The following is a 14,089-nucleotide window of genomic DNA, read 5'->3' as shown; positions in this document are numbered from 1 at the left end:
GTCCTGTCCCAACATCGCGAGACGACACAATGATCTGGGTGGCGGTCCTCTCCCTCGGCCTTCTTCTCTCCGGCGTGCCCATCGCCTTCGCCCTCGGCCTCGGCGGCACGCTTGGCGTCTGGCTGTTCGGCATTCCGCTGCCGGTCATCATCACCCGCTTCTTCTCGGGCGTGGACAGCTTCGTCTTCATCGCGATGCCGTTCTACATCCTCGCCGCGGAAATCATGAACCGCAGCGACATCACGGTCCGGCTGATCCGCATATCGTCGCTGCTCATGGGCCGCTTTCCGGGCGGCACGGCCTATACCAACACCGGCGCGTCCGTTCTCTTCGCCGGCATCTCGGGCTCGGCGGTTGCCGACGCGAGCGCGCTCGGGCGCTTCTTCATGAACGTCATGCCGAAGGAAGGCTACACCAAGGAGTATTCGGCGGCGGTCACGGCCGCGACGGCGATCATCGGTCCGATCATCCCGCCTTCGGGCCTTGCGATCATCATGGCCGCGGTCACTGGCCTGTCGATCGTCGACCTCTTCGTCGCAGGCATCATTCCCGGCCTCATGATGGGCGGCGCGTGCATCGTCATGATCTGGATACGGAGCCTCACCTCCGGACTGCCGCAGTCGAGGATCGTCGTGGAGCAGTCGCAGATACCGCGCCTGGTGATCGAGGGTGTACTCGTCGGCATCCTGCCGGTGGTGATCGTCGGCGGCATGGTCGTCGGCGCCTTCACCGCCACCGAGGGCGGCGGCATCGCGGTGTTCGTGGCCGCGGTCCTGGGGCTGGTGGTGTTCCGCTCGATCTCCCTGAAGGACCTTTGGGACTCGCTCATCGTCGCGGCGCGGGTCACCGCCACCGTCTACCTGCTGGTCGCCGCCGCCTCGATCCTGTCCTACGCGCTTAACCTTCTCGGCATCTCGTCGCTGGTGACGAGCCTTGCCCCGTATTTCGAAGGCACGCCGACGCTGTTCCTGGTCGGCGTCATGCTGCTGATGCTGGTGCTCGGGATGTTCCTCGACATCGGGGCGGCGCTGATCATCTTTGTGCCGCTGCTGATGCCGACGATCACCCATCTCGGCATCGACCCGATCCAGGCAGCGATGGTCATTATCCTGACCCTCGCGATCGGGTTGATCACCCCACCCGTCGGCGTCGTCCTCTTCATCCTGATGAAGATCGGCGACGTCCCGATGATGCCCTTCATCCGGGAGCTCCTGCCGTTCCTCGCAGCCGAGCTGTGCGCGGTGCTGCTCCTGATCTTCTTTCCGAGCCTGTCGACCTGGCTCCCCCACGTGCTCGGCTGAAGGTCGCGCTCAACCTCCAATCCCGGAACCGGACATGAAAATCACAGCGATCAAATCGTATGCGGTGCGCGTCGGCGTGCGCAATCAGCTCGTCGTCAAGGTCGAGACGGACGAGGGCATTCACGGCTGGGGCGAATCCGGCATGTCCTACCGCGAGAGGGCGGTCCAGGGCGTCCTCGAACATTACAGCCAGTTCCTCGTCGGCCGTGACCCCATGCGTTGTGGAGCCCTCTGGCAGGAGATGTATCGCAGCCAGTATTTCGAGGGCGGACGGGTGCTGACCGCCGCGATCGCCGCGCTCGACATCGCCTTCCACGACATCAAGGGCAAGGCCCTCGGCGTGCCGGTTTATCAGCTTCTTGGCGGCAAGCAGCGGGACCTGGTGCCGGCGTTCGCGACGACCTCGGTCGAACCGGGCCCGGAGATGATCGAGCAGGGCCGGCTCCTGCGCGACGAAGGCTGGAACTGCGTGCGCTTCATCGCAGCGGGTCAGGAGAGCACCGACCTCTTCGAGCCGCGGGAGTCGATCGCAGCGACTGCCGAATGGGTCACGAGGGCGCGTGAGGAACTGGGCCACGAGATGGTGCTGGGCGTCGAGTACCACCACCGTCTCAGCGTCGCGGAAGCTGCGTCCTTCTGCCAGAAGCTGCCGCACGGTACGCTCGACTTTCTCGAGGAGCCGATCCGCGACGAGGCCCCCACCGCCTACGAGGCGCTCCGCCGGATGACCGATGTCCCGTTCGCGATCGGCGAGGAATTCTCCTCGAAGTGGCAGTTCGTGCCGTATGTGGAGAACGACATCCTGCAGTTCGCCCGGATCGACATCTGCAACGTCGGAGGCTTCACCGAGGCCATGAAGGTCGCGGGCTGGTGCGAGGCACACTACGTCGACCTGATGCCCCACAATCCGCTCGGGCCGATCTGCACGGCGGCTTCCGTCCATCTCGGCGCCGCGGTTGCGAACTTCGCCTGGCTGGAGTGCCGGACGAGCCCGGTCGAGACCCGGCTCGGCTTCGACAGGGCCGATTTCTTCCCGACGCAGATGCAGATGTCGGCCTCCTCCTATGTCGTGCCCGATGCCCCCGGACTGGGCATCGAGGTCGACGAGGAGAGGCTTGAGGCAGAGCAGTTCTCCTATTCCGAACCGCCGCACCTACGGCGGCGCGATGGTTCATTCACCAACTGGTGACCGCAGCCGCAAGGCTGCCTGACGTGAGACGCATTCTTGAAAATCGAATCAATCAAGGCCCACCCCCTGTGGGTGGGCGACCGCAACCAGCTCCTGGTGAAGGTCACGACCGAGTGCGGCGTCCATGGCTGGGGCGAGGCTGGGCTTTCGAGCCGGGAACTGGCCGTGGCCGGTGCGGTCGAGCATTTCGCTCGCTTCCTGGTCGGCCGGTGCCCCCTGGAGCCGGCCCGGCTCTGGCAGGAGCTCTACCGCAGCCAGTACTTCGAAGGCGGACGCTCGCTGACCGCGGCCATGTCGGCCATCGACATCGCCCTCCACGACATCGCCGGCAAGGCGCTCGATCTGCCGGTCCATCGTCTCCTCGGCGGCAAGCAGCGGGACGTCGTGCCGACCTTTGGCTGCGTCCGCTCGGACGACGTGGACGAGCTCGTCGCCTTCGCCCGCAATGCCATGGACGTCGGCTGGAACTGCCTGAGGCTCGGCTGGAAGGAGGACGCTCCCGAAGTCTTCGAGCCGCGGCCGGCCATCGCGTGGGCCGCGCGGGCGATGACTGCCGCGCGTCGGGCGCTCGGACCGCAGGTGACGCTCGGCACCGATCTTCACCACCGCTTCAGCGTCGCCGAGGCCGCCTCCTTCTGCTCCAAGCTGCCGCAAGGCACGCTCGACTTCGTCGAGGAGCCGATCCGGGACGAAACCCCGTCAGCCTATGCGAGCCTGCGGAGGATGACGGACGTTCCCTTCGCGATCGGCGAGGAGTTCGCGTCGAAGTGGCAGTTCGCGCCCTATGTCGAGCGGCAGCTTCTGGATCATGCGCGCGTCGACATCTGCAACGTCGGGGGCTTCACCGAGGCGATGAAGGTCGCGGGCTGGTGCGAGGCCCACTACGTCGACCTGATGCCCCACAATCCGCTCGGGCCCATCTGCACGGCGGCGACCGTGCATCTGGCGGCTGCGGTTCCGAATCTCTCCTGGGTCGAATGCTGGGAAACGCCGGATGAGGCGTTGGCGCGCCAGGAATCGCCGGTGTTCCTGGATCGCCTGCGGTTGGACGACGCCGTCTATCCCGTGCCGGACGCTCCCGGACTGGGCGTCGACGTCGACGAAACGCGGCTCTGCCAGGATGAACCCTTCCGGCATTCCGAGATGCCGCACCTGCGGCGGGCTGACGGCTCGCACACCAACTGGTGAACTGGTGCGGTTATTACCGCTGAATGGTCGCTTGAGGGAGTTTGCACTTAAGTCGTGGCTCTTCGCCGGTTCCGATCGCGGAGCCGACCGCTGCGCCTTCATGCTGACGCTGATCGCCACAGCGAAGCTGAACGACATCGATCCGCAAGCCTGGCTCGCCGACGTGCTCACCCGCATCGCCGACACACCGCAGTCCCGGCTCGGCGAACTCCTGCCGTGGAACTGGTCGGCCAGCGGCGGGCCGACAGATCGCGGCGCTACCAGCGGTCATAGTCGCCCTGCCAGTCGTCCTTGAGGCGGCCGATGACGGAGGGCGAGAGGCCAAGTGCGTCCTTGCCGAGCAGCGCCGCAAGAGCTTCCTGGAAATCGCCGGTCGAGATGCCGCGCAGGTAGAGGACCGGCGGCAGCGCATCGAGGCTCTTCGTCCGGCGCGCCCATTTTGGCAGGATTGCCGACGTGAATGTGACGCGCTCACCGCCCTTGCCAGAACCGTCATCAGCCTCGGCGCCGCGGTCGCGAACCTTCGCTCTGCGAACCGGAACCGGACCGATCCTGGTCTGGATCACTCGCTCCGGGCGATGGCCGTGGCGCACGAAGCGAGCCCGGCCGTCGCAAAGTCGCTGCTCCTGCATCGTGGCCAGGAATGCCTCGGCTTCCGCCTCGATCGCCTCTGCGAGCAAGCGGCGGGCGCCTTCACGAAGCACAGAGGTCAGGGGATTCTCGATCGTGTCGGGATGTAGGAAAGCGGAAATGGTGGTATCCGTCGTCAAGGCGTATCGCTCCTCTGGAGGTTCGGGCTGGCTTCAACAACCGCCTCGATACGCCGCCTTTCTCACACCGTCATCACCCAGGTTCCGCCATAGCTCCGAGCGGGCAGCAGCGTAGCCGACGCATCCCAAAGCGTCACGGCGTATGCTTCATCCCCCGGAACGCCCCGTTGCCTCTTCATACGCCGTATGCCGAGAAACCTTTACGGCGCATGCCGGCCCCGGACTGTGATCCTTGCGTCTTTGTCGAGCCGAAAGACGCGGCGCCGCCTCTTGCCAACTCGGCGCCGGCTCCGCGCCGAGTTGGCAACGCTTCGTTCCGACCCTGCGCCACGTCGAAATAGGTTGGCGAAAACTCAAAATGGGTTGGCGCCAACCCGCGCTACGAAAACAAGAAAGACGAAAGACCAAAAGCGCAACATCACCGCGGTCCTCGCCGCAGGGGTACGCCGCTGGGGCCATAAACTTGCGCACGTTTCTCCCGTAAGCGCGCGAATGACGTCTACCAGACTACACAGATAAGCTATCCCCTCAAGCTATTGAATCTTCTTTCCGCTTTGTTTCGCTGCACTCACGTCAAGAAATATCGGAATAAGCAGAACCACCGGTCTGCCCTGAAGGTCGGCTGGCGTGATCACCTGCTTGAGCGCCCGGGTTATCCTTCGGTTCGGCGCGTGAACGGTATCCTGACTGCGGACGCGACCTAAGGGCGAAGCGCGAAGACCGGTTCGGGCCTGCCGCGGGTACCGGGACGCAGAGCGAAGAGGCCGCCATCGGCCGTATCGGCGCTGTCTGGAGGACGCAGCGACGTGACGAAGAGGAGGTCGAGATCCGCTCCGCCGAAGCCACACATGGTGGGGCGTTCGGCCGGCATTTCGATGACCATTTCCAAGCTGCCGTCGGGCAATCGTCTTTCCAACCGGGCGCCACGAGCGATCGCGACCCAAAGCGCGCCTTCGGCGTCGAGGCAAGCGCCGTCAGGAATGCCAGGACGCTCAGTGTCGAGAGCGAAGAACTCCTCCTGCGAACCGATGGTGCCGGTCGCCTGGTCATAACGGTAGCAACGGACCCGTCGTTGGAGTGAATCGGAGAAGTACATTGTTCTCCCGTCGAGACTCCATGCGAGCGTGTTGGGGATGCTGAGCGCGTTCGACACCTCCGTGACCTTCACCGCAAGGTTCCGCTCGGCCTCCAAACGATAGAGACTGCCCACCGGCGGCTGGGGCGGGCCATGCCGGGTCATCGTCGAGGTCCAGAGCCGACCGGAGCCGTCGCAGCGGCTGTCGTTGATCCGCAGATTTGGGTCTTCGGTGATGGTGACATACCGCTCGCGTGCCCCGCGTTCAGGGTCGAAGAGCCAGAACGTACCGCCGATCCCCAAGAGCAGACGAGGCCCTTCCGTCGGGATTCAGGCACCGACAGGCTCGTCGAAGGTCCAGGACTGGTGATCGCCCGTCGCGGGATCGTAGCGGCGCAGTTCCTGCCCGTGGATGTCGCAGTAGTAAAGGCATTGATGCGCTGCATGCCAGCGCACGCTCTCCCCGACCTGCGCCAGCGGCACGTCGACCAGGAGCGGCGGGTCGCCGGGACGCAGCGCGTCCAGCCGATCGGGGGAGCCCATCAACGGGTCTCCTCCTGCGGGAATTCCGCTGCCAGCGCCCGGGCGCCGCCGAAGAGGAGGCCACAGTCGCTGCCCACTGAGACGAAGTCGAAGCCCGCGTCGAGATAGCGCCGGGCAGTGGCGGGCGAGGGGGCGAGCACGCCTGCATCCTTGCCTGTTGCCGCGACCTTTTCGCGGGCGGCAATGATCATCTCCGTCACCTCCGGATCGTCCATCCGGCCGAGGCGCCCGAGGCTTGCGGACAAGTCGCCGGGCCCGAAAAAGACGGCGTCGACGCCCGGCACGTCGGCGATCTCGTCAAGGCGGTCCATTGCCTCTCCGGTCTCGACCTGGACGATGAGATAGAGCCCCTCCGAGGCGCGGTGGACGTACTCCTTCATATGTCCGAATCGGCTCGCCCTGTGCATGCCTGCAAAGCCTCGGATACCGGCACCTGGATATTGGATAGCCGCGACCGCGGCACGGGCGGCATCCGGCGACTGGACATAGGGGACCATGATCGTGCGCGCGCCGGCGTCGAGATAGCGCTTGAGCAGCACGGGATTGTTCTCTGCCACGCGGACGAGGGGTACCGCCGGCGTCGTCTCGATTGCGCGCATGTGATGTATGGCCTCGCCCAGGCTGACGGGCGAGTGCTCCCCGTCGATCAGGAGCCAGTCGAAGCCGGACCAGCCGAGACCCTCTGCGGCGTTGGCGGAGTTCAGCATCAGCCAGAGGCCGCGGAGCGGGCGCTTGACGGACAGCGCTTCTCGGAAGGGGTTGCTATAAAGGGCCTCGTCGCCCGTCTCAGCTTTGCTCATCGTCCTATACCGTTCCGTGGGGCCTCGATACCGGGCTTGCAAGGCTCACCATTCCGCGAAGGTCCCGTCCTCGTGGCGCCAGCCGGCATCGGGCAGCGACCAGTCGGTCTCGGCCGAAGCGACCTTTTCGGCATCGATCTCGATCCCGAGGCCCGGGCCTTGCGGCCGGGCGAAGCGGCCGGACTCGGTGCCGAGCGGGGCGGTGTCGGCGAGGTAGTCGAGAAGGTCCGCCGCCGGCAGGTTGGCGTAGCCCTTGTTGTAGTGAAGGCCGAGGCTCTGCTCCTGGATCGAAACATTGGCGCAGCAGAAACCCACCTGGAGGGAGGCGGCTAGGGAGACAGGCCCGTTGGGGCAATGGGGCGCGACGGCTACGTCGAAGGCTTCGGCCATGCGTGCGATCTTTTCGAGCTCGAACAGCCCCGTGATGGAGACGTCGGGCTGGACGATGTCGACGCCGCCCTGCGTCATCAGGCGCTTGAAGTCCCAACGGTCCAGCAGCCGCTCGCCGGTGGCGATGGGGATATGCGGACAGAGCCGGGCGAGCATGGCGGCGCTGTCTTCGGCCTCGGGCAGCGTCGCCTCCTCGATCCACATGGGGCGGAAAGGCTCAATCTCCCGGATGAGCTGCTTCAGCACCGTGCGCGGCACGCGGCCGTGGAGATCGAGGGCGATGTCGATCGACATGCCGTACGCATCCCGCAGGCTGCCCATGCGTTCGACTAGTTCGTCGATGGCCGTTGCCGCTCCGAGAGTCGGGACGGAGGCCGTGGCGTTCATCTTCACCGCGTCAAAGCCGGCCTGGATGCGCTCCCTCGCATGAGCTACAACATCACCGGGCTTGTCGCCGCCGATCCAGCAGTAGGAGCGCAGCGTCTCGCGCACGGGGCCGCCCAGCATGTCGTGGACGGCCATCCCCGCGCGCTTGCCCTTGAGATCCCACAGCGCCGTCTCGATCGACGCGGCGGCAGTGCCGATGATCGGCCCGCGGCGGAAAAAGCCGCCTTTGCGCATGGCCTGGGCATGGTCCTCGATCCGGCCGGCCTCCTTGCCGACGAGGCCGCGGGTGAGATCCGCCACCGCGCCGAGAACGGCGGACTTGCGCTTGGGAACGATCGCCTCGCCCCAGCCGGTGAGCCCGTCGTCGGTGGTCACGCTGACGAAGATCCAGCGCGGCGGGACCGTATGGCAGCGGATCTCGATGATCAGAGGGCTCACGCGTGGATCCTCCGCTCGGTCGCGGCGTCGAAGAAGTGCAGGGCGGAGGTGTCGACGGAAAAGCTTGCCGCCTCGCCGGTCCGGTAATGACCGCCGCGCGGCAGACGGGCCGAAAGACGGGACTCGTCGGCCGCGAAGAAATGGACCACCTGTTCGGCGCCCAGCATCTCGGCGACGTCTACGGCGCCGGAGAGCCGGGCATCCTCGCCCGTCTCGTCTGCATGCAGATGTTCGGGCCGAATGCCGAGAATCACGCGGTCGCGCACGCCGATCAGCCGCGCCTGTTCGGGCGAGAGCGGTAAGGTGCCGGCGGGGGTGCGCACGCGCACCGACTGGCTCTCGCGCTCCACCTCGCCTTTGAGGATGCCCATGGCCGGGGTGCCGATGAACTCCGCGACGAAGCGGTTGACGGGACGGTCGTAGAGTTCTTCCGGCGTCCCGACCTGCTGGATCCGGCCCTCATGCATGACGACGATGCGGTCGCCCATGGTCATCGCCTCGACCTGGTCGTGGGTGACATAGACGGCGGTGGCGTCGACGCGGCGATGGACCCTCAAGATCTCCGAGCGCATCTGCACCCGCAACTGCGCGTCGAGGTTCGAGAGCGGCTCGTCGAGCAGGAACACTTCCGGGTCGCGGACGATCGCCCGGCCGAGCGCCACGCGCTGGCGCTGCCCGCCCGAAAGCTGCTTGGGCCGGCGCTTTAGGTAGTCGCCGAGATTCAGAAGATCGGCGGTCGAGCGCACCTTCTCGTCGATGACGGATTTTTCCAGCCCCCGGCGGCGCAGGCCGAAGGCCATGTTGTCGTAGACCGACATGTGCGGGTAGAGACCGTAGTTCTGGAACACCATGGCGATGTCGCGGTCGCTGACGTCGAGGTCGTTCACCAGCTGATCGTCGAAATACAGATCCCCCCGCGAGATTGTCTCGAGACCGGCGATCAGGCGAAGGAGGGTTGTCTTGCCGGAGCCCGAGGGGCCGACGAGAACCAAGAATTCGTTGTCGTGAATATCGAGGTTGCAGTCGTGCAGCACCGTCAGGGCGCCGTAGTCCTTCTCGACGTGGCTGATATGGATTCTAGCCATCCGACCGTCCCTCAGGCTTTGCATTGGTTTCGTTGTTCTGGAAAGGGTCGGTGCGGCGGCTGATCGCCCGCCCGCCTTCGACGTCGAGCACCGTGCCGGTGACGAAGGAGGCGCGGGGGCTCGCGAGGAAAGCGACGGCCTCGGCTACCTCCTCGGGCAGGCCGGCGCGGCCGAGGAGCGAGGCCATGCGCGGCGCCTCATGCCCGTTCCCTGTAAGGGTTTCGAGATTCCTGCGGTAGTTCTCGGTGCCGATGACGCCGGGTGCCACGCAGTTCACCCGGATGCCGAAATTGCCGAGTTCGACGGCGAGTGCCCGGGTCATCCCCTCGACGGCGCCCTTGGAGGCGACATAGGCGGCATAGCTCGGCACCGGCAGGCGGAGCTGGACGGATGAGATGTTGACGATCGCACCCTCGCCGCGGCGGGCCATGTCGCGTGCGGCGAGCCGGGCCAAGTCGGCCGCGGCAAGGACGTTGACGGCGAAGATCTCCTCCCACTCCGACCGCGGAGCGTCGAGAACCGACCGTCTTTCGCCGTGGAAGGCGGCGTTGTTGACGAGGACGTCGATGCGGCCGAAGGCGGCGAGCACCGTTTCGGTCAGGGCGGTCGGCGCTGCCGGGTCCGCGAGGTCGGCGTGATGGACGGAGGCGTCGAGATCCTCTGCCGCGAATTCGGCTGCAAGGGCGTCGAGCGCTTCGCCGGGGCGGTCGGTGGCGGCGACGTGGCACCCCTCGCGCGCCAGTCGGCGCACGAGAGCATGGCCGATGCCGCCCGCGGCTCCCGTGACGAGCGCGATGCGTGTGGTGGTCATGGCTCGGCTCATGTTCCCGTGACGGATCCTGCCGTGAGCCCGCGCACCATCGAGCGCTGCACGGCGAAGAAGGCGATCATCAGCGGCAGGGTGGTAATCGTCGAGGCGGCCATCATGCCCCCCCAATCGGTCTTGAACTGACCGGTGAAGGTCAGCACCAGCGCCGCCGGAAGGGTCTGCTTTTCAAGGCTCGTGATGAAGGTGAGGGGATAGATGAGGTTGTTCCAGGCCTCCATGAGGACGAAGATCCCCGTGGTGATGAGGCCCGGATAGATCAGCGGCACGACGATCCGCAGGAGCACCTGCCAGCGCGGATAGCCGTCGACCCGGGCGGCCTCCTCGATCTCGATCGGGACGGCGTCGATGAAGCCCTTGATCATCCAGACCGCGAAGGGCAGCCCGAAGGTGGTGTAGCCGACGACGAGGCCGAACAGCGTGTCGAGCGTGCCGGTGTTCAAAAGCATCAGGTAGAGGGGCGCCAGGAGCACCACCATCGGGAACATCCGCACCACCAGGACCATGGTGCCGGCTTCGCGGGCCAGCCGGAAGCGCCGGCGCGAGAGCGCATAGGCGGCCGGGATGGCGATGACGACGGCGACCACTGCCGCGAGCAGACAGCTTCCGACCGAGTTCACGAAGAACCGCAGGAAGGGCAGGGACCCGCCGGCGAGACCGACGTAGTTCTGCAGCGTCGGGTCTCGCGGGATCAGCGTCGGGTGGAGAAGCGAGGCTTCGAGCTCGTTCTTGAGCGAGGTCGATAGCATCCAGTAGATCGGCACCAGCGTCCAGACCAGGCCGATCGCGATGCACAGATACTGCACGATCCGACCGATCCGGCGGCGCTGGCGCACGAAGCCGTGCGCGGCGCTGGCGCCATGCGTCACAGCGGTGGCGGTCATGGATTCTTTCCCCACAGGAGCCGGATGTAGCCGGCCGCGACGACGAGCAGCAGCAACAGCCAGATGACGCCAAGAGCCGAGGCGTAGCCCAGTTCGAAGTTCTCGAAGGCCATGCGGTAGACATAGACGACGAGCGTCGTCGAAGCGTATCCCGGACCCCCTTGGGTCATCACCCAGACCTTGGCGAAGTCGTTGAAATTCATGATGATCATCAAGAGGCTGCCGATCACCAGCGGATTGCGCAGGAAGGGCAGCTTGATGTGCCAGAATGTCGACCAGAGGCCGGCCCGGTCGACCCGCGCGCTTTCGAGGACAGAATCGGGGATCGCCACGAGAGCCGAGGCCACCAGGAGAAAGAAGAACGGGGCGGTGCCCCAGATGTTGGCGACGATGATCGACGGCAGCGCGAGATCGGAATCGTTAAGCCAGGCGACCGGCGAGGCGATCAGTCCGATTTCGAGCAGGACCTCGTTCACCACGCCGCCGTTCTGCATGTACATCAGCCGGAACAGGAAGGCCGTGACGACGAAGGGCACGGCCCAGGGCGCCACCACGAAGGCGCGGATCCAGCCCGCGAACCGGCCCTGGAGATTTTCCAGCAAGAGGGCAATGCCGCCGCCGATCAGGACCGAGACCACGACCGTGCCGAAGGTGTACCAGAGAGTGTTGGTGAGGGCCTCCCAGAACACCCGGTCGGACCAGATGGACCCGAAGTTTTCAAGCCCGATGAAGCTCGGCGGACTGAGATCCAGCAGGTTGTAGTCCCGCGTCGACAGCACGAAGGTCGAGACGACGGGATAACCGACGATCAGCGCGAGGATCGCGATCGTCGGAAGCATCATCCCGTCGATGAGGGGGAGCCGCCCGCCGGCGCGGCGGGAGGTCCTCGGCCCTGCCTCGGTCTGCGACATGGCGGATCAGCGGTCGAGCTGAGACTGGATGTCTGCGGTGATCTGGTCGATCGGCCGCTCGCTCGTCACCGCTTCCTGGACACCCGCCATGATCGCCGTCGCTGCCTTGGAGAAGTCCGGCCCGTAGGGCTGCGAGACGATAGTCGGAATGATCTCGTTCGAATAGGCTTCGATCACCGGCGTATCGAGCATGGCCTTGACGTCCGGGTCCTGGAAAGTGGCGGCCGGGGGCAGCGACTTGTTGGCACCGATGGTGTAGGTCTTCACCGCGTCCTCGTTGAGGGCGAGGAACTTGATGAACTTCCAGGCGGCGTCCTTGTGCTCGCTGTCCTTGAAGATCACCAGCTGATGACCGCCCTCCATGGCGTAAGGCTTGCCGCTGGGTCCGGCTGGCATGGTCGTGACGCCGTAGGTGTTGTTGAACTCCTCGTCGCTCATTCCGTTGGTCGATTGGATGACGCCCTGCACGAGCACCTGGTCCCACAGGAAGGCGACCTGGCCGTTGGCGATCATTGGACGGAACTCGCCGATCTTGCGGCCGGGGTCGATATAGCCGTTCTTCGAAAGCATCCGCATCCAGTCGAGGTAGTCGGCCATCTCCTTGGTTTCGGCGCCCGTGGCGTCGGGACCGGCAGGGAGAGCCCCGAAGGTCCGCATCCACGGCCAGTTCGATTGGAGCGAGAAGGCCCGGTTAGTCGTGTCGAGACCCAGCGGAATGACGTTGGGCTCCTTCTCTTTGATGGCCGCCAGATCCTTGTCGAGCTCTTCGATCGTCCTCGGCGGATTTTCCGGGTCGAGACCGGCGTCCGCCATGATCTTCTTGTTGTACCAGAAACCGGCGGTGGCCTGATTCCACGGGAAGGCAATGAGGTTCCCGTCGACCATGTAGGACTCGTAGGAGCCCTTCTTGAGCTGGGACAGGACGTCCTTGCCCGCATATTCGTTCAGCGGCGCGAGCGCTCCGGCGGCGGCGAGAACGAAGGTCGTGTTGCCCGCGACCTGGGCCACGTCCGGCGGGTTGCCTGAACGCAGGCGCAGGACGAGCTGACGCTCGATCTCCGAGAAAGCGATGGACTCACTTTCGATGTTGATGTCCGGGTTCGCCTCTTCGAAGGCGGCGATCACTTTCTCTATGCCGTCGCGTGTGGTCCCTTCTGCCGACGCCCAGTTGGCGAAAGTCAGCGTGACCTCCTGCGCGGCGGCGGGACCTGCAGCTGCCGTTGCGGCCAGAAGCGCGCCTAATAGGTGACCGGCCGTCCGAGACGACAGTTTCATGATTTCCTCCCAATCCTCAACGCCGTCCTCCCGGCGCATTGCGATGTGTGTCGAAAACTGGCATATCAGATATCAACTGTCAATTTGACCGGATGCGATCGGAGGCTTCTGAAAGGTCCGATAACCGGACAAACCCGCGAGAGGAGAAGGGAATGGCGATCAAGCCGCTTGAAAGGCCGCAATCCCTATTCGAATTGGCTCTCGACGGCATCCGGGGGGCGATTATCGACGGCACCATTCAACTCGGCGAGCACCTATCGGAGCTTCGCATCTCGGAATGGTTAGGGGTCAGCAAGACGCCTGTCCGGGAGGCGCTGCAGGAGCTCCGGAGGGAGGGGCTTGTCCGGATCGGGCCAAAGAGCGGGACGGTGGTCTTCCTGCCGGACGAGACCGAACTTCGCGAGATCTTCGATTACCGTGCCATGCTGGAGCTGGGAGCCGCTCGGCGGATGTTCGAGCGGAACCGCGCTGAGGCCACAGCGGACATGGCCAAAATCGTCCGTCAGATGCACGAAGCCCTCGGGCGGCAGGACCATGCGGGGTATCGCAAACTCGATTCCAGGTTTCACAACACCATCATCGCCGCGTCCGGCAACAGCCTGATCGTCGAAGCCTACGCGCCGCTCACCGCGAAGGTCGATGCACTGCGCAATCGTGGGCTCGAGGATCTCGACGTAGTGCGCCGCTCTCTGGCCTTTCACGAGAAACTACTCGCCCTTCTCCAAGCCGAGGAAGCCGATGGGTTCTGCAGCGGATTGGCGCAGCACATCGCAAACTCCCGGCGTGACTACACCAATTGGCTCTCCCGCAGCCTCCCGGACAATTCGCGCTGAGCGGCGTCTGCGCCGACAGCGTCCTGCCTAACCGGTGGACGAGCCGAGCCCGCGGGTTCACTTCACGATAGAGAGGAACTGACGATCTCAGTGTGGAGCAAGATTGGCTCCCTGGTCTTCCGAAGGGTCCGCTTTTAGACTAGGTCACGAACTCATAAACGGGTAGCGGATTGGGTTGAGGGATGATTCAAGCT

The 14,089-nt window shown here is 65.2% G+C and carries 11 protein-coding genes and 3 pseudogenes; 5 read left to right on the top strand and 9 right to left on the bottom strand.

Features of this window, described 5'->3' with window-relative positions:
- Positions 1–29: 29 nt before the first annotated feature.
- The 4 genes and pseudogenes from LH400_RS23945 to LH400_RS23930 all read left to right on the top strand — a co-directional run.
- Positions 30–1,301: a TRAP transporter large permease gene (locus LH400_RS23945; protein WP_229155995.1), complete on the top strand. Its 1,272-nt coding sequence runs from the start codon at positions 30–32 to the stop codon at positions 1,299–1,301.
- Between the two features lie 34 nt (positions 1,302–1,335).
- A complete protein-coding gene (locus tag LH400_RS23940; RefSeq protein ID WP_229155993.1) occupies positions 1,336–2,490 on the top strand; it encodes a mandelate racemase/muconate lactonizing enzyme family protein in 1,155 nt (384 codons plus the stop codon).
- A gap of 36 nt (positions 2,491–2,526) precedes the next feature.
- Entirely contained in the window at positions 2,527–3,678 is a 1,152-nt protein-coding gene (locus LH400_RS23935; protein WP_229155992.1) for a mandelate racemase/muconate lactonizing enzyme family protein, read from the top strand.
- A gap of 31 nt (positions 3,679–3,709) precedes the next feature.
- A pseudogene (locus LH400_RS23930) lies at positions 3,710–3,910 on the top strand (transposase domain-containing protein); the annotation flags it as partial.
- Between the two features lie 28 nt (positions 3,911–3,938).
- Here LH400_RS23930 and LH400_RS23925 read toward each other — a convergent pair.
- The 9 genes and pseudogenes from LH400_RS23925 to LH400_RS23885 all read right to left on the bottom strand — a co-directional run.
- Positions 3,939–4,448, bottom strand: a pseudogene (locus LH400_RS23925) (transposase); the annotation flags it as partial.
- 700 nt (positions 4,449–5,148) lie between these two features.
- Positions 5,149–6,066, bottom strand: a pseudogene (locus LH400_RS23920) (SMP-30/gluconolactonase/LRE family protein).
- On the bottom strand, positions 6,066–6,866 hold the full coding sequence (locus tag LH400_RS23915; protein ID WP_229155991.1) for an HpcH/HpaI aldolase family protein: 801 nt from the start codon (positions 6,864–6,866) through the stop codon (positions 6,066–6,068). Before LH400_RS23915 ends, LH400_RS23920 begins: the two are co-directional and overlap by 1 nt.
- A 45-nt stretch (positions 6,867–6,911) precedes the next feature.
- Positions 6,912–8,081, bottom strand: a complete 1,170-nt coding sequence (dgoD, locus tag LH400_RS23910) for a galactonate dehydratase (protein WP_229155989.1) — start codon at positions 8,079–8,081, stop codon at positions 6,912–6,914.
- Positions 8,078–9,166: an ABC transporter ATP-binding protein gene (locus LH400_RS23905; RefSeq protein ID WP_229155988.1), complete on the bottom strand. Its 1,089-nt coding sequence runs from the start codon at positions 9,164–9,166 to the stop codon at positions 8,078–8,080. The genes dgoD and LH400_RS23905 overlap by 4 nt, the downstream gene beginning before the upstream one ends.
- Entirely contained in the window at positions 9,159–9,977 is an 819-nt protein-coding gene (locus LH400_RS23900) for an SDR family NAD(P)-dependent oxidoreductase (RefSeq protein ID WP_229155987.1), read from the bottom strand. Before LH400_RS23900 ends, LH400_RS23905 begins: the two co-directional genes overlap by 8 nt.
- Before the next feature lie 8 nt (positions 9,978–9,985).
- Positions 9,986–10,876, bottom strand: coding sequence for a carbohydrate ABC transporter permease (locus tag LH400_RS23895; RefSeq protein WP_229155986.1), 891 nt, complete (start codon positions 10,874–10,876; stop codon positions 9,986–9,988).
- Positions 10,873–11,715, bottom strand: a complete 843-nt coding sequence (locus LH400_RS23890) for a carbohydrate ABC transporter permease (protein ID WP_229155984.1) — start codon at positions 11,713–11,715, stop codon at positions 10,873–10,875. The genes LH400_RS23895 and LH400_RS23890 overlap by 4 nt, the downstream gene beginning before the upstream one ends.
- A gap of 78 nt (positions 11,716–11,793) precedes the next feature.
- Positions 11,794–13,062 (bottom strand): extracellular solute-binding protein, encoded by a 1,269-nt coding sequence (locus LH400_RS23885; RefSeq protein WP_229155983.1) that lies wholly within the window; start codon positions 13,060–13,062, stop codon positions 11,794–11,796.
- A 152-nt stretch (positions 13,063–13,214) separates the two neighbouring features.
- Here LH400_RS23885 and LH400_RS23880 point away from each other — a divergent pair, with 152 nt between their 5' ends.
- A complete protein-coding gene (locus LH400_RS23880) occupies positions 13,215–13,895 on the top strand; it encodes a GntR family transcriptional regulator (RefSeq protein WP_229155982.1) in 681 nt (226 codons plus the stop codon).
- Positions 13,896–14,089: the final 194 nt, after the last annotated feature.

Origin of the sequence: Jiella soli (genome assembly GCF_020615385.1) — a bacterium.
In the GTDB taxonomy this organism is placed as follows: domain Bacteria; phylum Pseudomonadota; class Alphaproteobacteria; order Rhizobiales; family Rhizobiaceae; genus VKMB-3413.
The sequence above is the reverse complement of the archived record's forward strand: the minus strand, read 5'-3'. Positions and strand labels throughout refer to the sequence as shown.

Coding starts and splice junctions, on each gene's coding strand:
- LH400_RS23880 (WP_229155982.1), top strand. CDS start 13,215: ATGGCGATCAAGCCGCTTGAAAGGCCGCAATCCCTATTCGAATTGGCT.
- LH400_RS23895 (WP_229155986.1), bottom strand. CDS start 10,876: ATGACCGCCACCGCTGTGACGCATGGCGCCAGCGCCGCGCACGGCTTC.
- LH400_RS23900 (WP_229155987.1), bottom strand. CDS start 9,977: ATGACCACCACACGCATCGCGCTCGTCACGGGAGCCGCGGGCGGCATC.
- LH400_RS23940 (WP_229155993.1), top strand. CDS start 1,336: ATGAAAATCACAGCGATCAAATCGTATGCGGTGCGCGTCGGCGTGCGC.
- LH400_RS23915 (WP_229155991.1), bottom strand. CDS start 6,866: ATGAGCAAAGCTGAGACGGGCGACGAGGCCCTTTATAGCAACCCCTTC.
- LH400_RS23890 (WP_229155984.1), bottom strand. CDS start 11,715: ATGCTTCCGACGATCGCGATCCTCGCGCTGATCGTCGGTTATCCCGTC.
- LH400_RS23945 (WP_229155995.1), top strand. CDS start 30: ATGATCTGGGTGGCGGTCCTCTCCCTCGGCCTTCTTCTCTCCGGCGTG.
- LH400_RS23885 (WP_229155983.1), bottom strand. CDS start 13,062: ATGAAACTGTCGTCTCGGACGGCCGGTCACCTATTAGGCGCGCTTCTG.
- LH400_RS23905 (WP_229155988.1), bottom strand. CDS start 9,166: ATGGCTAGAATCCATATCAGCCACGTCGAGAAGGACTACGGCGCCCTG.